Here is a 20,669-nt window from a genome sequence, read left to right on the forward strand (position 1 = left end):
GTGAATTCCGCACATTTACTCGTGAGTTTTGGCGTTTTACTCGTGAGTTTCGCCCATTTACTCGTGAGTTTCGGCGATTTACTCGTGAATTGGGCTTTTACTCGTGAATTCCGCACATTTACTCGTGAGTTTCGGCGATTTACTCGTGAATTGGGCTTTTACTCGTGAATTCCGCACATTTACTCATGAGTTTCGGCGATTTACTCGTAAATTAGGCTTTTACTCTTTAATTGGACTTTTACTCATGAATTCCGCACATTTACTCGTGAGTTTCGGCGATTTACTCGTTTCTCAGCAAAATGGCATCATCCAGTCTCGATAAGCTCAACGGTACAATCTCATCTTTCATGATGAAGCTAAATTCCTCACCAAGTACATCCGGCAATGCTTCCAAAAAAATTGGGCCTTCCGTTTCCAGGTAATTCTGTTTCTTCTCTACTTCACGCAATGAAGCGTAATATATTGATTTAACGAATGGCTTCACTGGATCATGTACTTTATATTGTCCTAAAAATTGCAGCTGGCCCACCAAGCCTCCTGTTTCTTCATACACTTCCCTTATGGCCGTTTCTTCAATCGATTCCCCTGCTTCCCGCTTTCCTCCAGGAAACTCCAATCCCCGCTCTTTGTGTTTGGTCAATACCCACCTGCCTTTATACCTGCTTAGCACGAAAACATGCCAAGACTCTCCAAAGACAGGTTCCTCGGAGTATTCCACCTTATATCCGTTCTTATCAAGAAATCGCTTCATTTTTCCCCTTCTTTCCGTATAAGAAATAATGCTATGTCCCTTCTCTCATTATATGGGTAAAAAAAAACACTATCCAGCTAGAATCTGCGTCACATCAAAAAAACGATGGACCCTCAATATTCGAGGCCATCGTCTGTTGGTTTTGCCTGTAAAATCCCCATGCTTTCTATATGCCTTCTTCCTTCATCAGTACCTAGAGCATAAATCATCTCGTAAATTTTTTGGAGTGTGATATCCTGTTTATCATTTTCACGGTCAAAATGGTATTGAAGGTATGGGACGTGTGCCCGGTAAAAATTTTCTTCCCCTGCTGAATAATTATAATCAAATAATTCACGTAACTTGATGATTTCATCATCGGTCGCCTCGATTTCGAAATTCCATGGAGAACTTTCCCTATCTTGTGTTATCTGCCCATTCGGAAGCCAAATGTAATATTTTTTCCTGTTTTCAGACACATCCATCCACCCTTTCCATATATCCTACGCTTATTTTTCACGTATTTCCCTACTTCATACAATGGAAAATTTTGTTTACAGAAGAACAAAGATGTTAAATAATAGATTAAAGTATCTTTCAAAGGGTAAAACATATAATAAGCCCAAGCATCCCTTAAGATTTTTATATGCACCCAGAGGTTTTTTTGATAACCTACATATAAAGAGATAACGGATTTCTAATAAATGTGAGGTGAGAGTTTTGAAGTTAATTGAAGAATTATACAATATGTACCGTGATAAGATGACTGGTGATGAAGAGGATATTGATATGCTAACTTTTGCGGTTCTGGAACAACTTGACCGCAAGGAAATTTTCGAATTGCTTCAAGAGATGGATGATCAAGAACTAACCAATTTAATGGGCCTTTACATTATTGAAACGTTAAAAGGGAAGTTCGCTCAAAATAGTTTGAACGACACGAAACCTACACATTTTCCTCCTAGGAATATTCATTAATACATACCTAGTCAGGTGTCCCTCTTTGGATGGATGCCTTTTTTATTGTTTTAACCTAAAAAAAGCCCTACCGAAGCAGGGCTTTTCCAATATCTTAATGTCCTAAATACGCTCGCAGCATCCAAGCATGTTTGTTTAGGCTTTTCTTCATGCCTGTCAGCATATCAGCCGTAACCGGATCTTCTTCTTCGGCAACTTCGATGATTTCCAGAAACTCTTCGGAAAGCTTCTCAAAATCACTGATGACGCTTTGAACCATATCTTCTGTATTTTCATTACCTGTCGCTTCTTCGATCGTCGTTAATTCCATGTACTCTTTAAGCGTAGCGACCGGTTTTTCACCAATCGCCAATAACCTTTCAGCCAATTCATCATAATTGGATGTCACTTCTTTATATAATTCTTCCAATTTTTGATGAAGTTCAAAGAAGTGAGGTCCATTCACGAACCAGTGGTAATTATGAATTTTGGTATAAAGAACACTGAAGTTTGCAATTTCCTTGTTCACTAAAGTTCCTAATTTTTTCTGAGCCATAAATATCTACCTCCGTAAGTTGGTTATACCTTTATAATTCCCTCTATTCGAAAATTGAAACATTATCTGACTCGGTTCTTATGCTAAAATGAATCTAAATTGTGAACGTTAGGAGCTGTGAAGTATGATTACGGTTTTAGTCATCTCCATCATTGTGATTCTGATTGTATTGGCATTATCGGTCCTAACAATCGGAAAAGGGTACAGCTACAAGCATACAGTGGATCCCATCGATCCTTTGCCTGAGGATGAGGAAAAAAAAGAAGAACCCGAAAAATGAAAAAAGTTCCTGTCACAAAAGGACAGGAACTTTTTTATTAACCGAATACTTTATGAAGATCTTCTTTATCTTGTGCAAGCCAGAAATTCATTAATTTCTTGGCTCCTTCAAGATCATGCAATTTTGCTTGGCCGCATTGTTTTTCGTTTGCAGCGGGAATTTCGGTAATTGTAACAGCATCCTTGAATGTATCTTCAAGAACATCGATGATTTCCGTCACTGTCGGCTCACCGCTGACAACAAGGTAATATCCTGTTTGACATCCCATTGGCGAAATATCGATAATATCAAAGTGATCGTAGCGCTCGGAATGTTTACGGATATTGAATGCAAGCAAGTGTTCCAGCGTATGGATCGTATCCGGCTTCATCGCTTGTTTATTAGGCTGGCAAAAACGGATATCAAATTTATTAACAACACCGTCTGTTCCTACCTTATGGACACCGCAATGTCTAACATATGGGGCTTTAACAGCATTATGATCTAATTCAAAGCTTTCAACTGAAGGCATTTAATTCACTCCTTAATTGTATGTCATCTCTATTTTACCTTGAATAACAATATATTTCATCCTTTAAAATTAATTCTTATTATATCTATCGGATTACCTATATACTTATTCCTTTTTTACCCTTATTGGAAATTTAGAAAATATGCTATAATGAAGGGTAGTGAATTTACTCGAAAAGAGATGAAAGCATTGTGTTGAAAAAAATATTAATGGGAATCATCCGTTTTTACCAAGTTGCCATTTCTCCACTAAAACCGCCTACCTGCCGTTTTTACCCAACTTGTTCCCATTATGGTTTGGAAGCGATCAATCGTTTCGGACCTATAAAAGGAAGCTGGTTAGCACTCATCCGGATTCTTAAATGTCATCCGTTTCATCCAGGGGGCATTGACCTCGTTCCTGAAAAAAAAGAAAAAAGTGAGGACCAGTAGAAAAAATCCTTGCTTTCTTTTGCAATCTTTTGTATCATACAGAAGTCAAATCGTAATCATTTCGTTTTTACCACATAAAATTCAAATCGTAATCAATACGAATTATAAAGGAGCATTTCAAATATGAAAATCCGAGCATTGCTCTCACTTTGCCTTGTTACTGCGGTATTTCTGTCGGCCTGCGGCAACTCAAAGGGAGAATCGAGTAAAGAAGAAACCAAGGATGCCTTAGATATATATACGACGGTTTACCCTTTACAGTACTTCACGGAGGCCATTGGTGGGGAGTACGTAAATGTCGAGACGGTTTATCCTCCCGGAACGGATGAACACTCATTCGAACCCTCTCAAAAAGATATTGTAAAAATGGCTGAGTCAGACCTATTTTTCTATATTGGCTATAATCTTGAAGGCTTTGTAACCAAGGCTGAACCAATACTAAGCAAAGAAGGTGTCAGTACAATCGCGGTGGGCGAAACGGTTCATCTTGATGAAGATGCACACGAAGAGGAACATTCACATGAGGAAGACGGTCATGACCATGGGGGCGTTAATCCGCATTTGTGGTTAGATCCCATCTATTCCATTGACATGGCTAAAACCATCAAGGACGAATTAATAAAAAAAATGCCGGAACAGGAAGAATATTTCAACAGCCAATTCAATGAGCTTTCCGAAAAGCTTGAGGCACTAGATGAAAAATTCGCGACGACGATCGAGTCGGGCCGTACCAATAAAATCATCGTTTCCCATTCAGCATATGGTTATTGGGAGGAACGCTATGGTTTGGAACAAATTGGCGTCACAGGACTAACGTCTTCAAACGAACCTTCTCAAAAGGAATTGGGGAAAATCGTAACCATGGCTGAAAAAGAAGACTTGAACTACGTCATCTTTGAGCAGAATATCAGTTCTAAACTAACCGAGATCATCCAAAAGGAGATGGGAGCGAAATCACTTGAGCTCCATAACCTTTCCGTGTTGACGGATAAAGATATCGAAGCCGGTGAAGATTATTTCAGTTTAATGGAAAAAAATATCAAGACACTTCAAACTGCATTGCAATAGAAAAAAGAGCGGGCCCATTGGGTCCGCTCTTTTTTTGTCCCTCACTATTTAATGAGTTTTTCGGTTATTCCTTTAAATGCTTCTCACGGATCTTTTCCATCTTCATCATCAATTCGGTACCGATCGTTGATTCGAATTCCGGATAGATGACGGTCATCTCATCCATCCATTCCTTCTTTTCTTCATCTGACAGTTTATAGATGTCGATATTCGATTTTTGCTGGATTTCCTTAAGTTGTTCCTGATTCAATTCATTTGATTTGATCCATAGCCATTTCGTTGTATCATCCATCGCCCGTTGGATTTGCTGCTGGATGTCCAAAGGCAGTTTGTTCCAAAACGGCTTGTTTATCATGACGACATAGCCTAAATATCCATGATCACTGATCGTTAAATATTTTTGCACCTCATATAATTTCTTGGAATAGATATTCGAAATCGTATTTTCCTGGCTGTCCGTTTCATTGATTTCAAGGCTTTTAAACGTTTCATTAAACTCCAGCTCAGAAGTTGTCGCCCCAAAATGATTGAATTGACTTTCCAGAACTGCACTTGGCATGATTCTAAAATTCTTTCCTGCAAAATCACTAGGATGACGTATCGGTTTACTGCTTGTAATCTGTTTATAGTTATTCGACCAAAATGCGAGTCCCTCGATATCGATGGTGTTCAGCTGCTTAAGCAGCTCTTCCCCCACTTCCCCATTCAATGCTTCCTGCAAGGCTGCGTCCGTTGGAAAGACGTAAGGAAGGTCCAGTAGCATCCATTTCTTTGATATGCTCGTGATTTTAGATGTAGTTGGAGCAATCATCTGCACCTTGTTTTCTTGTAATGCTTCTATTTCTTCATGATCACTATATAATGACTGATTAGGATAAACTTCAATTTTGACACGATGATCTGTATATTCATCGACAAGTTGGGCAAACCGGTTCGCAGCTAGTCCTTTAGGTGTATTTTCGGCAACGACATGACTGAACTTAATCACGATTTGATCCTTCATCCCGACCTGCTCCTCATCCTTCGGCAAATTGAAACCGAAGCTTGTAAAGAACGATTGAAACGATATATACACTGCTACCAACAGCCCCAGGCCAATTAATAATAAGTACCCCCATAATGCACGCATACCGACACCCCTCACCGCTCATTTCACATTATCACTATTCTATCACAGCTTTTTACTGTCGTAATACAATGCGCGAAAAATGGCGAAAAGTGATAGAAATTCTGTTACTATAAAGTATAGAAGTAATGGAGGAAAAACAATGGATAAATCCTTTCATATGCCCATTCAAATTAAAATCACCCTGCTATCATTCGTAATCGTCGCTTTTTCGATACTAATAGGCGGGATTTTTATATTCGGGAACATCGTTTCGGTCAGGGAAGATGAAATCGGCAAACGATCCATGATCACTGCCCATACCATTGCCGAACTCCCTGAAGTACAAAAATTGGTCCGTGAGCCCGAAGGATGGACGCAGCTCAATCCGATTATTGAAAACTTAAGGAAAATCCATCAAGCCGATTATATAGTTGTGCTCAACAATCAGCATATACGTTATTCCCATCCGGTGTTCAGCCAATTGGGGACCCCTTCGGAAAGCAGTGATGAAAGCGCTGCGTTCGCTGAGCACGAGTATCTTTCAAAGGCGGCTGGCGATCTTGGCATTTCCGTCCGTGCCTTTGTACCGATCCTTGATAAAAATAGAGAGCAAATCGGCGTCGTTCTGGTAGGGAATATCTTGCCCACGATACCGGAATTAATCATGGATCTTAAGGGGGAAATCGCGATTATCCTGGTCCTTACACTCCTATTCGGGGTATGCGGCTCATGGCTCATGGCAAAAAGGATAAAAAAAGAGACCTTCCAACTTGAACCACATGAAATTTCACGGATGTTGGTTGAAAGGACAGCCGCATTCAATGCGATGCATGAAGGGGTCATCGCCATAGATAATAATGAAACAATCACGATTTTCAATGAAAAGGCTAAGCAAATATTCAATATCAACGGTGAAGTCATAGGCAAAAATATCAATGATATTATACACGATACCCGTCTCCCGGAAGTGCTCGACCGGACATCTCCCATCTTCAATCAGGAAATCTCCGTTCAAAACAGGAATATTGTAAGCAACCGGGTACCAATAAAGATTGCGGATAAAACGATCGGTGCCGTGGCCATTTTCCAGGATCGGACCGATGTGACGAAGTTAGCTGAAGAGTTGACTAGTGTCAAGGCATTCGTTGAAGCCCTGCGTGTTCAAAACCATGAACATATGAACAAACTTCATACGATAGCCGGATTGATCCAGCTAGGTAATCTTGACGAAGCGCTGCATTACATTTTTCAGATCACGGAAGAACAAGAGGAATTGACCAGGTTTTTAACGAAGCACATTCACGATGATAATTTAGTGGGGCTGATATTAAGTAAGATCTCATTGGGACGGGAACTCGGAATCGAGCTCATCATGGACAAGCACACGAAATTGGACCGTTTCCCCGCTGATTTGGATCATCACGATTTTGTTTTGATAATCGGAAACCTGGTCGAAAACTCATTTGCAGCGCTAAAGCATTGTTCAGAGGAAACAAAACAGGTTTATTTATCCATCTACCAGGATGAACGTCATTGTCAAATCGTGCTTGAGGATAATGGACCCGGCATTCCCGAGGACATTCATAAAGATATATTCGAGTATGGTTTTACAACAAAAGGTGCGGAAGGATCAGGAATCGGTCTTTATCTTATAGACCAAATTGTAAAAAAAGCGAACGGCGAAATGAAATTCACGACACGCCCTAACGAAGGAACAAGCTTTTTTCTTTCTTTTCCGATGCACGATATAGAGGAGAACCAAAATGACTAACGAAATTCGTTTACTTTTAATTGAAGACGACCCAATGGTCCAAGAGGTCAACAAACAGTTCATCGAGCGCCTGCCTGCCTTTAAAGTCGTTGATACAGCTTCAAATGGGCTTGAAGGTCTGGAAAAAATCAGGCAGTCTAAACCCGATCTTGTCATTTTGGACATCTTCATGCCTTCTTTAAACGGGGTTGATACACTTTATCAAATCAGAAAAGAGCAAATTGATGTGGATGTCATCATCATTTCAGCGGCAAATGATCAGAAAACGATCCGAAAAATGATGCAGAACGGGGCTTTTGACTATTTAATCAAGCCATTTAAATTCGATAGGCTAAAACATACGCTTGAACAATACTTCGCTTTTCGGATGGAGGTTGAGCCCGACCATCAAATTTCTCAAACCCAGCTCGACCGAATTCTCTTTCAAAATAAAACACATTCTGAAGCGAGTCCGAAACATGATGTTCCCAAAGGATTGAATGGCGCGACTCTTGAGCAAGTGACGAAGTTCATAAAGACCCATCCTGGGTCACTATCTGCAGAAGAAGTGGCTGATGGAATTGGTATCGCCAGAGTTACAGCAAGGCGCTATCTTGAATACTTGCATGGCGAAGAAGTCCTTCAGCTTGACGTACAGTATGGCAGCATAGGCCGCCCTGTCAATAGGTACCGGCTTAAAAAACCTTAAAACGAATGGGGACCGGCTCGAAAACGGTTCCCTTTTTACTTTTATTCTTTACGTACCTGTCTTCCGGTCATAGAGGCCCCACTTTCTCTTCAAAAGAAACAGCTCGCACTCTTCCAAAGCCGTCACTTCTTTTACGACATAGTCCGGCATGCCCCTTCTCAGTAGAATTTCCGCAATTAGGTACGGTTTTTTCATACACTCTCCCCTCCCTTTCCCTTGGTTGCCATTCTTTTAAATTCATTATACAAAATAATCCAATAAAGAAAAAATAGACAAAATCCCATTTTCCGAAAAAAATATGGTTTATCCTGCCATTTAAACGAATTTTCTAAAATCTCTAGGGGCGCTTTCAGAAATTCCCTTTCCGCCCGACCGTCTGCCTCGCCACAGGCATCCAGCAGGACCTAGTGGTTCGGGGAGATGCCAATCGAAACTTCAAACTTTTATTTGTTATTTATCCTATTAAATCATTTACCAAAAGGGTGGGATTCCTGTCCAAAAAATACTAATTGGGTGAGTTACATAGACCGTGGGATGTAAAAGGAGGGTTATCAATATTTGATCAAAAGAGGCGTGAAGCACCTCTTTTGATGTTTTTCACTTGTACAGCTTACTATATGTAGTCAATTCCTTTAGCCGCTTTTCATTGATGGCAAAACCGATTCCAGCTTTATCGGGAACTTGGATCATGCCGTTTTCGACAATGACTTCGGGATTGATTATATCCTCTTCCCAATAACGAGATGAAGATGATATATCCCCGGGAATCGTGAACCCTTTTAATGTGGCCAGTGCGATATTATGTGCACGTGAAATGCCAAATTCAATCATACCGCCGCACCAAACGGGCACACCATTGCCCAGGCATAGATCATGGATTCTTACAGCTTCCATCCAGCCGCCGACTTTAGCCATTTTAATGTTGATCACCCCACAGCTTTGGAGCGACAGCGCACTTTTGGCATCATGAAATGAATTTATGCTTTCATCAAGGCAAATAGGTGTCTGAAGCTGTTTCTGCAAAAATGAATGTTCCACAATGTCGTCATGTCCAAGCGGCTGCTCAATCATCATCAGCTTAAACGCATCAAGCTTCTGGAGATGTGGGATGTCATCAAGACTGTACGCAGAATTGGCATCTGCCATTAGCGGGATATCGGGATAGGCCCGACGTATTTCCCCTAAAAACTCCAGATCATTTTGAGGATTGATTTTTATTTTATAACGCTGATAACCAGAATCGGAAAAGTCCTCGATCTGGTGCATCGCGTCTTCTATATCATTGGATGCAACGACTACACCAGCGGCCACTTCACTTCGTTCGCCGCCAAACAGCCGTCCGAGGTAGACTCCTTTCTGCTTCGCATATAAATCGAGGATTGCCTGCTCTAAAGCTGACTTCGCCATCGCATTCCGTCTGATTCCGCCCCATAAGATCGGCAGCTCATCAGGATGCCTGATCTGACTGGCCAATGTCAGCGGGATTAAGAAGTCATCCAATATATGAAAGCATGTCTTGGTCGTTTCTTCGGTATACCAAGGACTTGTAAAAGGGACAGCTTCCCCGTATCCTATCAATCCATCTTCATCCATGGCTTCGACAATTATCACTTCCCGATCGCTTACCGTTTCGAGATGCGTCTTGAATGACCGCTTTAAAGGGGCCTTAATGAGCTTAAGGGAAATGGAAGATAACTTCATTGCCATTCCCCCATTTCCTTCTTCAGTTCCCGCCTCAAAAGCTTGCTTGCACCATTCCGGGGAAGCTCCTTACAAAAAATCACGTTCCGGGGAATTTTATAAGATGCCAAATATCCCCTGCAATATTCCAGCAGTTCGCTCTCATCAAGCTCTGCACCTGGATGCAAGACGACAAAGGCAAGTGGGACCTGTCCCCATTTCTCATCGTCAGTCCCCGTCACCCCCGCTTCGAAAACATCAGGGTGCATACTAAGGACATTTTCAATCTCGGCCGGGTAGACATTTTCACCGCCGGAAATGATTAAATCCGAGCGTCGGTCAAGCACATATAAAAAGCCTTCCTCATCGAGATAACCAAGGTCCCCAGTATAAAGCCATCCATCGGTAATGGCCTGCTGTGTAGCGTCCAGCCGATTAAAATAGCCTTTCGTCACATTCGGACCTGAAACCACGATTTCGCCCACTGCTCCCGGTTCACACATCGTGCCGTCTTTCTCTATCCGTAACTGCGAAGGAAACAAAGGCTTTCCCGCCGAGCCGATTTTTGTCATGCTATACTCCGGTGCCAGTGTCACAATCTGTGAAGACGTTTCGGTCATCCCATATGTTTGATACACGGGAATCCCTTTCTCCTTACATAACTCAAGTAAATGGACGGGTGCAGGGCCGCCGCCCAACAGGAAACAGCGAAAGGTTGCCGGATAGCCGGTTCCCCTCAAATCCTGCACCATCCTATTCAGCATCGCCGTCACGACCGAAATGATCGTCACTCCATTTTCCTGGATGCTCCGGTTTGCTTCCCGTTCATCGAAACGTTCTGCCAAAACGACTTTCATGCCATAAATCACATTTTTCATCAGGATGGATAAGCCGCTAATATGAAAGATGGGAACCGCACAATACCACGAATCCTCCTCATGCAATCCGAGGTTCAGAACCGACCCGACGGCACTCCACCAATGGTTGCCGAATGTTTGGATCACTCCTTTTGGATTCCCTGTCGTACCTGATGTATACATGATCGTCGCGGTATCCTCAAGGTAAAACTCTTGAAGTATCTCAGCAGTGCCCTCCGGCAATTCTTCCATTAGGTGAAGGTTCAACTCCGGGAGAATCTCACCAATATCAGAGAGTTTGCCGGAGAAGGAGCCTTCTGAAACCAAATGGGCAGTTCCACTATCCCCGATCTGCCAGGACAGCTCTTTTGCCGTTAGCTTATTATTCAGCATCACAATCTTCACACCGAGATAAAGCAGTGCATGGATAACGACAACACCATCAATATGGTTACGTAGCAAAACCGCACATGAATCGCCAGCGCCCAGACCAACGCTTGCCAGCTTACCAGCCATTTTCTCCGATAATGTATGCAGTTCAAGAAAGCTATACGTATGACCTTCAAACTCGATTGCCGGGCGATCCGGTGAAAGATGCGCCCGGTTTTTCAGCCAGTTCGGCAACTTTTCTTCTGCCATTGCTGCTTACCCTCTTCCATTTTGATATAGAAAACAGCCCGGCGAGTTTCCGCCAAGCTGTCAGTCTCATCGATTCACTCGCTTCATTAAGGGAAACGAGGGAATTGCCCAAAGTCCGGAGTGCGTTTTTCTTTGAATGCATCGCGGCCTTCTTTTGCTTCTTCTGTTGTATAGTATAAAAGTGTAGCGTCACCGGCCAATTGTTGAAGACCTGCAAGGCCATCCGTATCAGCGTTCATTGCCGCTTTCAAGAAACGAAGTGCAGTCGGGCTCTTCTCAAGCATTTCTTCACACCATTTAACCGTTTCCGTTTCCAATTCGTCCAAAGGTACAACCGTGTTGACCAATCCCATATCCAATGCTTCCTGTGCATTGTATTGACGGCATAGGTACCAGATTTCGCGCGCCTTTTTATGACCCACGATACGTGCAAGGTAGCCAGAACCATAACCAGCATCAAAGCTTCCCACATTCGGTCCAGTTTGTCCGAAAATTGCATTGTCAGCAGCAATCGTCAAGTCACATACCACGTTCAAGACATTACCGCCACCAATTGCATATCCTGCAACCATGGCTACGACCGGTTTTGGAATTACGCGGATCAAACGTTGCAAATCAAGAACATTTAGACGCGGAATGTTATCTTCACCTACATATCCGCCATTTCCACGTACTTTTTGATCTCCGCCTGAACAGAATGCTTTGCCGCCTACACCTGTTAAGATAATGACACCAATGCTTGAATCATCACGCGCCCTTGCGAATGCATCAATCATTTCAGCAGTCGTTTTGGGCGTGAATGCATTATGTACATGTGGTCGGTTGATGGACACTTTTGCAATCCCGTTATATTTTTCATACAAAATTTCATCATACTCACGTATTGTTTCCCATTGTATCGTCATCTTAATTCCTCCCTTTATTTCGCTTTAAAAACTCACTTATTATTTTACCAAACTTTTCTCCAACTTCCACATGAATCGCATGTCCCGCATCATTTATTATTTTCCATTCGGCCCGCTTCAGCTTTCTCTTCATGGAGTCCGCAATGTCACAAAATTTACGGTCAAGTTCACCGGTTACAAGGAGTACAGGGAAATCAAGAGTTTGCAATTGTTCCCAGTATGATGCCTGACTGCCTGTCCCCATACCAAGAAGGCTATTGGAAAGGCCGGCAGGGTCATTTGCCAACCGCTGCTCCCGAATGGCCGACCTGGTTTTGGACGACAACCGTTTTTGACTTTCAAACAGCGGGATGTTTTCCCATTGATCCACAAACGCTTCCATGCCATTTACAAGAATCCGTTCGGCAAGCTTCCTATCATTTTCCCTTCGGATTTCCCGTTCCCCTTCTGTTAAAAGGCCTGGTGAAGCGCTCTCCAATATCAATGTATCAACATACTCGGGATACAAACAGGCAAATCCCAATCCGAGCCTTCCGCCCATTGAGTATCCAAGGATATGTGCTTTCGGGAAATGTAACACATCCAAAATATACTTGATATCCTCAGCCACACGCTCCATCTTATACCTTCGATGATCGGCTGGTGACGCAGACATGCCATGACCGATGATGTCGACCATTATCATGGTATACCTGTCACTCAGTAGCGGAATGAGGAACTTCCATGTATCCCGATTTCCCGTAAATCCATGTAAAAGTACAAGAGGATCTCCATTTCCCGTTATTTCAACAGCATAATTGACATCCTTGCTGACAATATTCATGATATTTCCCTGTCTAACACCATTTTTATTTCCTGGGAAACAAAGCTCCACAAATTTCGATGCTTTTGTAGATTGGACTCTCTTTCTGTCGGTACTTCGATGATTTTCAGACCTTGAATTTCAAATGACTCCGTAAATACCTTCTCAAACTCATCCCAACTTTGGACCTTGCTGTATTTACCGCCATAAAGCTGTGAAGTATGGGAAAAATCAAGCCCATGAGGCGTGCCGAATAGCGTTTCGAAATGTTCCCTCTCATTCGCCTGCGGCAAGAAGGAGAATATGCCGCCGCCATCATTATTAACCAGCAATATCGTGATATTTTGTTTTTGAAGTTTTGCCGCAAGCAAGCCATTCATATCATGGAAAAAGCTTAAATCCCCGATTGCCAGCACTGTATTTTTTGATACCGTACTTACGCCAAGAGCAGTGGAAACGACACCATCGATCCCGTTCGCACCTCGATTTGCCATGGTTTTGATTCCTTTTCCATTATTCAAAAAGAAAGTATCCAAATCACGTATAGGCATGCTATTCCCGACAAACAGCGTCGATTCCAATGGCATCATATCAGTAAGCAGGGCAAACAGCTTGCCTTCACTTAACTCCGATTCATCCCTGACGGAGGCCAGGGCATCCTTCGTCGCTCCGTTGACGGTCTGCCATAAACGAAGCCAATCATCATCAGGGGAAGAAATAATTTTATCAGCAATTTTCAAACAAAAATCTTTCTCTTCGCAGTAAATCATATTCGTTGCCAATCCGGCAGGTTCACGCCAGCCTGCTCCGCCATCGACGACCAAAGTGATTGCCTGTTTTTGGTTTTTCATGAATAACAATAAGGGTTTAGAAACAGGCATTGCCCCGAAACGCAAGATCACTTCCGGCCTGAAAGCCGCTTTTGCCGTCTCATCGCGTAGAAACGTATCATACGCATCAATTATGACGGCTTTGTCATGACTTCCGCTCCTTAACTGGGAAAGGGGATCAGCCAGTATAGGAAAAGCAAGTTTTTCCGCTAATGCGATGATGGCTTCCTTCATCTCTGGATGCGGTAATTCTCCACATACAATCATACCTTGCTTAGCTTGTGACAATGTAGTTGCAACAGCTTGTATTTGTGATGCGGACAGTAACCGTTCTCCACTGTCAATCAACACTGCAGGCGTCATTTTATTTTGCCTGTACTCCTTTGCTTTCTCCAGATCCGGAATCAATGGTTCACGAAGCGGGAAATTCAAATGTACAGGCCCTGCAGGTTCAGCTGCCGCTGTAGCCACTGCCCTTGCACCGACCGTTCTGGCATACCGCATCATCCCATCCGTGCTTTCAGGAAGTGCCATTTCGACAAACCATTTTACATGTCTCCCGTAAAGATGTATCTGATCGATCGCCTGCGGGGCTCCGACATCACGCAATTCATGCGGGCGGTCAGCGGTAAGTACAATAAGCGGCACTCTTGAATAGAAAGCCTCAATGACGGCTGGGTAATAGTTTGCTGCGGCTGTACCGGACGTACAAAGAAGTCCGACAGGTTCTTTTAAGGCCTTAGCCAAACCAAGGGCAAAAAAAGCAGCCGAACGCTCATCCACATTAATATGAATCTCGATATCAGGATGTTCCACCAGCAACAAAGCTAGGGGCGTGGATCGTGAACCTGGGCTCACCACCACATGCTTCACCTCATTTTGTGCCAGCTCATCGACGAATGAAGCAGCATACGCTGTCAATGCATCTCGGTCATTCATTAAGATTTCCTCCTAAAGCACTTAACATCGGATTGAATTTAATCCCTGTTTCCCTGAATTCACTTTCGGGAGTCGAATCTTCGACTACCCCGCATCCGGCAAAGAGGGATGCCTCATTGTTCTGTAATAGGGCAGAACGTATCCCTACAGCGAATTCCCCGTTTCCATACGTATCCACCCAACCTAAAGGACCCGCATAAAAGCCTCGTTCAAGACCTTCCATTTCCCGAATCCGGACAACAGCCTTTTCTTTTGGAAGTCCGCCCATGGCAGGTGTTGGATGGAGGTTCTCGACGAATTCAAAAATCGTGACACCTTCCTTGGATATACCGCGGACAGGTGTGTACAAATGCTGGATATGACGGTTTTTCATAAGTGTCGGTTGGCCCGGAACCATCACCTTTTCGCATACAGAATCAAAAGCATTGGATATCATCGACACGACATATTGATGCTCTTGTAAATTCTTTTGGTCATGAAGCAATTCTTCACCAAGACAAACATCTTCCTGCTCATCTTTCCCTCGTCCCATCGATCCGGCAAGACAGGTTGAAAAAACTTCATTTCCCTGTTTCTTAATTAAACGTTCAGGGGTGGCACCTACAAAACAGTCACCGCCAGCCTCCAAACTGAAAATATAGCTTAAAGGCTGCTCTGCAATCAATTGTTCAAGCACTTTCCCTGAATCGATGGAACGTTCAAAAACAAGTCGAAGCTCCCTTGCCAAAACGATCTTGTCGAGATCTGTCGTCTTGATTTCCTGAACAGCCCCTTCGACCGTCCGCTTCCATTCCTCAGGTTCGACTTCCCTCTGCATAACCAGGGAATTTGCAGCCGATCCATTGCCATCCAAGCTTTCTAAAAGAAAAGCTTCCCGTTCATTTATCATATCTATGAAGAGTTTTTCTGAATCATCAGGCGAACAAAGTAAGTTTGTCGTTAAGTAAGCTTGTTTCCCCACTATTGACAGCATGAAGGCAGGTATATAAAACAGGTTGTCCCCGAACTGGTTCCACAGGAGCGTACTGTCCGTTTCATAATCAAAAGAAAAGCCTCCAAACAGTAAGGGACCTGTCGCTTCCACATCGATCACTCCTGTTTTGACAGCAGTATTCTGCAATTTGATCCAGCTCTTTTCGACTTCTCTATAACGTTCGGCATTCGATGCCGCTTTGAGTTTCTTAACATTGCCTAAACCGGTGATGGTTATTTCCTTTGCAGGGTCCTCCCAGAAAAAGCGTTCACCCGCGTACCGTTCTCTTCCAGCTTGATAAAATGAAAGGGGGTTGTTGCAATTAACTTTCTTAATATGACTGAATAGAACTTGATCATTCAAGTCCTTCGCCTTTTGTATAGCTGAAGCCAGTCCCTGAAACTGTTCAGTTTCCTCTGAGATAGCCAAAAAAATCCCCCCAAATGTACATTTTAAAAGCTTTTTAACCTATTTAAAGATACACCTCCCTTGAACCTCATGTCAATAAAACGCCCCTTTACCGACCGATTCTTTCCTGCTTTTTTCCTTATTATATGAATCTTAGCGAATGTAGAGAAATATCCTTGATTCTGGAAATGCATCATCCATGAATTCCAAATATCACTCTTGCCCACTTTTCCTGCATTTATTAGGATAACCTTTTGTGCAACATTTCAATATTTGTTATAATTTCGAGAGAACCAATAATGATTTTGAGGAGAGAAATAATGCAAACAGAATACGACGGACTTCCCCTTAAACGGACCTGGAAAATTTGGTGGGAGTTAATTCGTCCACATACACTAACCGCAGCTTTTGTCCCAGTCTTGCTTGGAACTGTTATTGCACTTTTGGAAGATGGAGTGAATTGGTTATTATTCGCTGCCATGATGATTGCAAGTATCCTGATTCAAGCTGCAACCAATTTATTCAATGAATACTATGATTTCAAGAGAGGTTTGGATACAGAGGAATCCGTAGGCATCGGCGGCGGGATCGTCCGTCATGGGATGACCCCCAAACTAATCATGAACTTGGCCCTTGGCATGTATGCCATCGCCTTGATAATTGGAATCTATATCTGTGCCGCATCATCTTGGTGGCTTGCTGCAGTAGGACTCGTTTGCATGCTTGTCGGCTATCTTTATACAGGCGGCCCCCTGCCCATTTCATATACACCATTCGGGGAACTTTTTTCTGGATTGTTCATGGGCTTTTTGATAATCCTGATCGCCTATTTCATTCAAACCGGTGATGTTTCTTCAACAGCCATCTTAATTGCCATTCCAAGTGGAATATTGGTCGGGTTGATCAACTTATCCAATAACCTACGTGACCATGACGGAGATAAGGCACATGGCCGCAAAACGATGCCAGTAGTCATGGGTCGGAAAAACGCCCTGACATTCATGGCAATCATGTTCGCCTTCTCTTACCTATGGCTAGTTGGGCTAGTCCTTACCGGAAGCGTAACGGCGTGGATCCTCCTTGCCTTCCTAAGCATCCCGAAAGCCCTGGCCGCAATCAAAGGCTTCGTAGGTAAAACGCAGCCGATCACGATGGTGCCAGCAATGAAAGCCACGGCCCAAACGAACACATTCTTTGGCTTACTCATGGCCATTGGATTATTCATCAGCTATCTTATATAACCTCCGAGGACTGAGCCCATCCGCTCAGTCCTTTTTTTCTATCATCCGTTCCATATTGTTTTCCTATCCCCCGAATCGGGTAATAGATAATACAACCATCCTACCAATATAAAATGATATTTAGACTTTAGAAGGAGTGAATCCGATATGGCAACGAAACAACAAACGCAAAAATTCAAAAAAGAACTGCTCCAGGAAAAGAATGAGCTAAGTAATAGAATTCAAAATGATGAACAATCCGTTCTGGATAAAAGCCAGACCGAATCCGTAGGGGAATTATCATCCTATGATAATCATCCCGCTGACCTAGGAACCGAATTATTCGAGATGGAACGGAATCAAGCACTCGATGAGCACGCACAATCCGAAATGGAGAAGATCGATGAAGCTTTAAAAGCCATGGAAGAAGGTTCGTATGGCCATTGTAAAACCTGCAATAGGGAAATCCCCATCGAGAGGCTTGAAGCGATCCCAAGTACCCTCCACTGTGTCGAGCACGCCCCAGAACGGCCACTTTCACAGGACCGGCCTGTGGAAGAGGATATACTGATTCCTTCCAAGGGTGATCATTTTGAAAATCGTCATGGAATCGAAATGGTGGATAAAGAAGATAGCTTTGGTGAAGTTGCCAAATTCGGTACATCCGAAACACCATCCGATTACACAGGCGATCATGACAATTATAATGATCTTTATAAAACCGAGGATGAAACGAACGGGTTTCCTGAAGACTATGAAGGATATGCCGCAAATGATATCGAAGGAAAAAATAGAGTGAATATAACGAACAAGAAGCAAAAGGAATTTGAAGATACACTGGAGGAAGAAAATATAGAATCAAATCTTGGAGACATTCCCTATAAACAAAAAGATAGTTATATCAATGAAAAGAAATGAAAAAAAGAAGCATACATGAATGTATGCTTCCTTTTTTGTTATGACCCGTACGGGATTCGAACCCGTGTTACCGCCGTGAAAGGGCGGTGTCTTAACCGCTTGACCAACGGGCCAACTGGCGGAGAAGGAGGGATTTGAACCCTCGCGCCGCTCGCGCGACCTACACCCTTAGCAGGGGCGCCTCTTCAGCCTCTTGAGTACTTCCCCATGGCTCCGCAGGTAGGACTCGAACCTACGACCGTTCGGTTAACAGCCGAATGCTCTACCACTGAGCTACTGCGGAACAATGAATATGGTGGGCCTAAATGGACTCGAACCATCGACCTCACGCTTATCAGGCGTGCGCTCTAACCAGCTGAGCTATAGGCCCATATTTGGAGCGGGTGAAGGGAATCGAACCCTCATCATCAGCTTGGAAGGCTGAGGTTTTACCACTAAACTACACCCGCGAAATGGGGCGACTGATGGGAATCGAACCCACGAATGCCTGAACCACAATCAGGTGCGTTAACCACTTCGCCACAATCGCCGTAATTTTTTATAATATGGTGGCTCAGGACGGAATCGAACCGCCGACACAAGGATTTTCAGTCCTTTGCTCTACCGACTGAGCTACTGAGCCACATATGTATTCAATTTTAAGAATGGCGGTCCCGACGGGAATCGAACCCGCGATCTCCTGCGTGACAGGCAGGCATGTTAACCGCTACACCACGGGACCTAATAATTGCGGGGACAGGATTTGAACCTGCGACCTTCGGGTTATGAGCCCGACGAGCTACCGGACTGCTCCACCCCGCGACGGTAATAATGAAACGATTCGCATCAAGTTTTCGTGTATATCGTTTCGTCCGCATCCTTTATGTAAGGGTGTTTCAAAACAACTTGCTGCTTTTTTTAAAAAAATGGAGGAGGTAGAGGGATTCGAACCCCCGCGGGATTTGACTCCCCTGTCGGTTTTCAAGACCGATCCCTTCAGCCGAACTTGGGTATACCTCCATGGCTTTTGAAAAGTGAATATGGTGGACCTTGTAGGACTCGAACCTACGACCGGACGGTTATGAGCCGTCTGCTCTAACCAGCTGAGCTAAAGGTCCTTATATTTATTGGTAGCGGCGGAGGGGATCGAACCCCCGACCTCACGGGTATGAACCGTACGCTCTAGCCAGCTGAGCTACACCGCCAATATAATATAAGTATCTGATTGAAAAATGGTGGAGCCTAGCGGGATCGAACCGCTGACCTCCTGCGTGCAAGGCAGGCGCTCTCCCAGCTGAGCTAAGGCCCCATTCATTAAAAATCACGTGGTCGGGAAGACAGGATTCGAACCTGCGACCCCTTGGTCCCAAACCAAGTGCTCTACCAAGCTGAGCTACTTCCCGCAATAAAAACATGGTGCGCCCGGCGGGAGTCGAACCTACAACCTTCTGATTCGTAGTCAGATGCTCTATCCAATTGAGCTACGGGCGCATATTATGATGGTGCCGAGGACCGGAATCGAACCGGTACGGTAGTCACCTACCGCAGGATTTTAAGTCCTGTGCGTCTGCCAGTTCCGCCACCCCGGCACATACGAAAAGTGGAGCGGAAGACGGGATTCGAACCCGCGACCCCAACCTTGGCAAGGTTGTATTCTACCACTGAACTACTTCCGCATGAAAGATGCGGGTGAAGGGACTTGAACCCCCACGCCTTGCGGCGCCAGATCCTAAGTCTGGTGCGTCTGCCAATTCCGCCACACCCGCATATGAAATGGTGAGCCATGAAGGATTCGAACCTTCGACCCTCTGATTAAAAGTCAGATGCTCTACCAACTGAGCTAATGGCTCGTGCTTGTACTATCTTAAAATGGTGCCGGCAAGAGGACTTGAACCCCCAACCTACTGATTACAAGTCAGTTGCTCTACCAGTTGAGCTACACCGGCAGGTGTAAAATGGTGGAGGATGACGGGATCGAACCGCCGACCCTCTGCTTGTAAGGCAGATGCTCTCCCAGCTGAGCTAATCCTCCATATGAAACCTGCTTGGCGACGTCCTACTCTCACAGGGGGAAACCCCCAACTACCATCGGCGCTGAAGAGCTTAACTGCCGTGTTCGGAATGGGAACGGGTGTGACCTCTTCGCTATCGTCACCAAACAATGTTAACATTTTTTCAAGACATATATTATTATAACGTCTTTTTGAGAAAATGCAAGAAGAAATTTTCATTCCTTCAAAACTAGATAATAAGAAGGTATTTCATTTTTTTTTAAAAGCGTTGGTTAAGTCCTCGATCTATTAGTATCAGTCAGCTCCACATGTCACCATGCTTCCACCTCTGACCTATCAACCTGATCATCTTTCAGGGATCTTACTAGCTTGCGCCATGGGAAATCTCATCTTGAGGGGGGCTTCAT

20 protein-coding genes, 21 tRNA genes and 2 rRNA genes (1 of these 43 running past the window's edge) are annotated in these 20,669 nt (G+C 43.8%); 8 read left to right on the forward strand and 35 right to left on the reverse strand.

Translation table 11 applies throughout. The annotated features are described in order from the left end of the window. Positions 1–280: 280 nt before the first annotated feature. Both ytkD and QNH43_RS24610 read right to left on the reverse strand, forming a co-directional pair. Positions 281–751, reverse strand: a complete 471-nt coding sequence (ytkD, locus tag QNH43_RS24605; protein ID WP_283916077.1) for an RNA deprotection pyrophosphohydrolase — start codon at positions 749–751, stop codon at positions 281–283. Positions 752–864: 113 nt separating this feature from the next. Beyond that, positions 865–1,215 carry a hydrolase gene (locus QNH43_RS24610; RefSeq protein ID WP_283916078.1) on the reverse strand — a complete coding sequence of 117 codons (351 nt, stop codon included), beginning with the start codon at positions 1,213–1,215 and terminating at the stop codon, positions 865–867. A 226-nt stretch (positions 1,216–1,441) separates the two neighbouring features. On the opposite strand from QNH43_RS24610, the gene QNH43_RS24615 reads away from it, so the two are divergent. Further along, positions 1,442–1,708, forward strand: coding sequence for a DUF6154 family protein (locus tag QNH43_RS24615; protein WP_370662567.1), 267 nt, complete (start codon positions 1,442–1,444; stop codon positions 1,706–1,708). 94 nt (positions 1,709–1,802) lie between these two features. Here QNH43_RS24615 and QNH43_RS24620 read toward each other — a convergent pair whose 3' ends face one another. Then, entirely contained in the window at positions 1,803–2,243 is a 441-nt protein-coding gene (locus QNH43_RS24620) for a Dps family protein (protein WP_283916079.1), read from the reverse strand. 124 nt (positions 2,244–2,367) lie between these two features. Here QNH43_RS24620 and ytzI point away from each other — a divergent pair, with 124 nt between their 5' ends. Then, positions 2,368–2,523: a YtzI protein gene (gene ytzI, locus QNH43_RS24625; protein WP_251434170.1), complete on the forward strand. Its 156-nt coding sequence runs from the start codon at positions 2,368–2,370 to the stop codon at positions 2,521–2,523. 37 nt (positions 2,524–2,560) lie between these two features. On the opposite strand, the gene QNH43_RS24630 is transcribed toward ytzI, so the two are convergent. Then, positions 2,561–3,034 carry an S-ribosylhomocysteine lyase gene (locus QNH43_RS24630; protein ID WP_137019600.1) on the reverse strand — a complete coding sequence of 158 codons (474 nt, stop codon included), beginning with the start codon at positions 3,032–3,034 and terminating at the stop codon, positions 2,561–2,563. 209 nt (positions 3,035–3,243) lie between these two features. Between QNH43_RS24630 and yidD the strand changes: the two genes are divergently transcribed. Both yidD and QNH43_RS24640 read left to right on the forward strand, forming a co-directional pair. Next, positions 3,244–3,465: a membrane protein insertion efficiency factor YidD gene (yidD, locus tag QNH43_RS24635; protein ID WP_377400061.1), complete on the forward strand. Its 222-nt coding sequence runs from the start codon at positions 3,244–3,246 to the stop codon at positions 3,463–3,465. A gap of 123 nt (positions 3,466–3,588) precedes the next feature. Then, positions 3,589–4,533, forward strand: coding sequence for a metal ABC transporter solute-binding protein, Zn/Mn family (locus QNH43_RS24640; RefSeq protein WP_283916080.1), 945 nt, complete (start codon positions 3,589–3,591; stop codon positions 4,531–4,533). A 64-nt stretch (positions 4,534–4,597) separates the two neighbouring features. Here QNH43_RS24640 and QNH43_RS24645 read toward each other — a convergent pair whose 3' ends face one another. Next, entirely contained in the window at positions 4,598–5,662 is a 1,065-nt protein-coding gene (locus QNH43_RS24645; RefSeq protein WP_283916081.1) for a DctP family TRAP transporter solute-binding subunit, read from the reverse strand. A gap of 139 nt (positions 5,663–5,801) precedes the next feature. On the opposite strand from QNH43_RS24645, the gene QNH43_RS24650 reads away from it, so the two are divergent. After that, positions 5,802–7,412, forward strand: a complete 1,611-nt coding sequence (locus QNH43_RS24650; protein ID WP_283916082.1) for an ATP-binding protein — start codon at positions 5,802–5,804, stop codon at positions 7,410–7,412. Beyond that, positions 7,405–8,100, forward strand: coding sequence for a response regulator (locus QNH43_RS24655; RefSeq protein ID WP_283916083.1), 696 nt, complete (start codon positions 7,405–7,407; stop codon positions 8,098–8,100). Before QNH43_RS24650 ends, QNH43_RS24655 begins: the two co-directional genes overlap by 8 nt. 48 nt (positions 8,101–8,148) lie before the next feature. On the opposite strand, the gene QNH43_RS24660 is transcribed toward QNH43_RS24655, so the two are convergent. From QNH43_RS24660 to QNH43_RS24690, 7 genes are all read right to left on the reverse strand, one after another. Next, entirely contained in the window at positions 8,149–8,295 is a 147-nt protein-coding gene (locus tag QNH43_RS24660) for a hypothetical protein (protein ID WP_283916084.1), read from the reverse strand. Positions 8,296–8,697: 402 nt separating this feature from the next. Beyond that, positions 8,698–9,801 (reverse strand): o-succinylbenzoate synthase, encoded by a 1,104-nt coding sequence (gene menC, locus QNH43_RS24665; RefSeq protein WP_283916085.1) that lies wholly within the window; start codon positions 9,799–9,801, stop codon positions 8,698–8,700. Further along, positions 9,798–11,276: an o-succinylbenzoate--CoA ligase gene (locus QNH43_RS24670; protein WP_283916086.1), complete on the reverse strand. Its 1,479-nt coding sequence runs from the start codon at positions 11,274–11,276 to the stop codon at positions 9,798–9,800. Before QNH43_RS24670 ends, menC begins: the two co-directional genes overlap by 4 nt. A gap of 86 nt (positions 11,277–11,362) precedes the next feature. Then, a complete protein-coding gene (gene menB / locus QNH43_RS24675; RefSeq protein ID WP_076369982.1) occupies positions 11,363–12,181 on the reverse strand; it encodes a 1,4-dihydroxy-2-naphthoyl-CoA synthase in 819 nt (272 codons plus the stop codon). Between the two features lies 1 nt (position 12,182). Beyond that, positions 12,183–13,004 carry a 2-succinyl-6-hydroxy-2,4-cyclohexadiene-1-carboxylate synthase gene (gene menH, locus QNH43_RS24680; protein WP_283916087.1) on the reverse strand — a complete coding sequence of 274 codons (822 nt, stop codon included), beginning with the start codon at positions 13,002–13,004 and terminating at the stop codon, positions 12,183–12,185. Then, on the reverse strand, positions 13,001–14,752 hold the full coding sequence (gene menD, locus QNH43_RS24685) for a 2-succinyl-5-enolpyruvyl-6-hydroxy-3-cyclohexene-1-carboxylic-acid synthase (protein WP_283916088.1): 1,752 nt from the start codon (positions 14,750–14,752) through the stop codon (positions 13,001–13,003). Before menD ends, menH begins: the two co-directional genes overlap by 4 nt. Further along, a complete protein-coding gene (locus QNH43_RS24690) occupies positions 14,745–16,154 on the reverse strand; it encodes an isochorismate synthase (RefSeq protein WP_283916089.1) in 1,410 nt (469 codons plus the stop codon). The genes menD and QNH43_RS24690 overlap by 8 nt, the downstream gene beginning before the upstream one ends. Positions 16,155–16,453: 299 nt before the next feature. Between QNH43_RS24690 and QNH43_RS24695 the strand changes: the two genes are divergently transcribed. Continuing rightward, positions 16,454–17,374: a 1,4-dihydroxy-2-naphthoate polyprenyltransferase gene (locus QNH43_RS24695; RefSeq protein WP_283916090.1), complete on the forward strand. Its 921-nt coding sequence runs from the start codon at positions 16,454–16,456 to the stop codon at positions 17,372–17,374. Between the two features lie 147 nt (positions 17,375–17,521). After that, positions 17,522–18,271: a TraR/DksA C4-type zinc finger protein gene (locus tag QNH43_RS24700; protein WP_283916091.1), complete on the forward strand. Its 750-nt coding sequence runs from the start codon at positions 17,522–17,524 to the stop codon at positions 18,269–18,271. Positions 18,272–18,312: 41 nt separating this feature from the next. On the opposite strand, the gene QNH43_RS24705 is transcribed toward QNH43_RS24700, so the two are convergent. The 23 genes from QNH43_RS24705 to QNH43_RS24815 all read right to left on the reverse strand — a co-directional run. Then, a tRNA-Glu gene (locus QNH43_RS24705) sits at positions 18,313–18,384 on the reverse strand. Positions 18,385–18,387: 3 nt separating this feature from the next. Further along, a tRNA-Ser gene (locus tag QNH43_RS24710) sits at positions 18,388–18,478 on the reverse strand. A 1-nt stretch (position 18,479) separates the two neighbouring features. Beyond that, positions 18,480–18,554: transfer RNA gene (locus tag QNH43_RS24715), tRNA-Asn, on the reverse strand. Positions 18,555–18,564: 10 nt separating this feature from the next. Then, positions 18,565–18,641 (reverse strand) — tRNA-Ile (locus tag QNH43_RS24720). A 5-nt stretch (positions 18,642–18,646) separates the two neighbouring features. Next, positions 18,647–18,720, reverse strand: a tRNA-Gly gene (locus QNH43_RS24725). 4 nt (positions 18,721–18,724) lie between these two features. Further along, a tRNA-His gene (locus QNH43_RS24730) sits at positions 18,725–18,800 on the reverse strand. Positions 18,801–18,817: 17 nt separating this feature from the next. Further along, positions 18,818–18,893, reverse strand: a tRNA-Phe gene (locus QNH43_RS24735). Positions 18,894–18,916: 23 nt separating this feature from the next. Next, positions 18,917–18,992 (reverse strand) — tRNA-Asp (locus QNH43_RS24740). Positions 18,993–18,998: 6 nt separating this feature from the next. Then, positions 18,999–19,072 (reverse strand) — tRNA-Met (locus QNH43_RS24745). 105 nt (positions 19,073–19,177) lie between these two features. Next, positions 19,178–19,270: transfer RNA gene (locus tag QNH43_RS24750), tRNA-Ser, on the reverse strand. A 21-nt stretch (positions 19,271–19,291) separates the two neighbouring features. Further along, positions 19,292–19,368: transfer RNA gene (locus tag QNH43_RS24755), tRNA-Ile, on the reverse strand. Positions 19,369–19,378: 10 nt separating this feature from the next. Further along, positions 19,379–19,455 (reverse strand) — tRNA-Met (locus QNH43_RS24760). A 28-nt stretch (positions 19,456–19,483) separates the two neighbouring features. Then, positions 19,484–19,559, reverse strand: a tRNA-Ala gene (locus QNH43_RS24765). Positions 19,560–19,576: 17 nt separating this feature from the next. Then, positions 19,577–19,653 (reverse strand) — tRNA-Pro (locus QNH43_RS24770). An 11-nt stretch (positions 19,654–19,664) separates the two neighbouring features. Further along, positions 19,665–19,741 (reverse strand) — tRNA-Arg (locus QNH43_RS24775). A 9-nt stretch (positions 19,742–19,750) separates the two neighbouring features. Continuing rightward, positions 19,751–19,839: transfer RNA gene (locus tag QNH43_RS24780), tRNA-Leu, on the reverse strand. A 12-nt stretch (positions 19,840–19,851) separates the two neighbouring features. Further along, positions 19,852–19,926 (reverse strand) — tRNA-Gly (locus tag QNH43_RS24785). A gap of 8 nt (positions 19,927–19,934) precedes the next feature. Then, positions 19,935–20,016, reverse strand: a tRNA-Leu gene (locus tag QNH43_RS24790). Positions 20,017–20,024: 8 nt separating this feature from the next. Then, positions 20,025–20,100, reverse strand: a tRNA-Lys gene (locus QNH43_RS24795). A 20-nt stretch (positions 20,101–20,120) separates the two neighbouring features. After that, positions 20,121–20,196: transfer RNA gene (locus tag QNH43_RS24800), tRNA-Thr, on the reverse strand. A gap of 10 nt (positions 20,197–20,206) precedes the next feature. Beyond that, positions 20,207–20,282, reverse strand: a tRNA-Val gene (locus QNH43_RS24805). 11 nt (positions 20,283–20,293) lie between these two features. Next, positions 20,294–20,409, reverse strand: a 5S ribosomal RNA gene (gene rrf, locus QNH43_RS24810). A 121-nt stretch (positions 20,410–20,530) separates the two neighbouring features. Further along, positions 20,531–20,669 (reverse strand): 23S ribosomal RNA (locus QNH43_RS24815); it runs 2,793 nt beyond the window's last position.

This window comes from Peribacillus simplex (genome assembly GCF_030123325.1).
Lineage (GTDB): Bacteria > Bacillota > Bacilli > Bacillales > DSM-1321 > Peribacillus > Peribacillus simplex_D.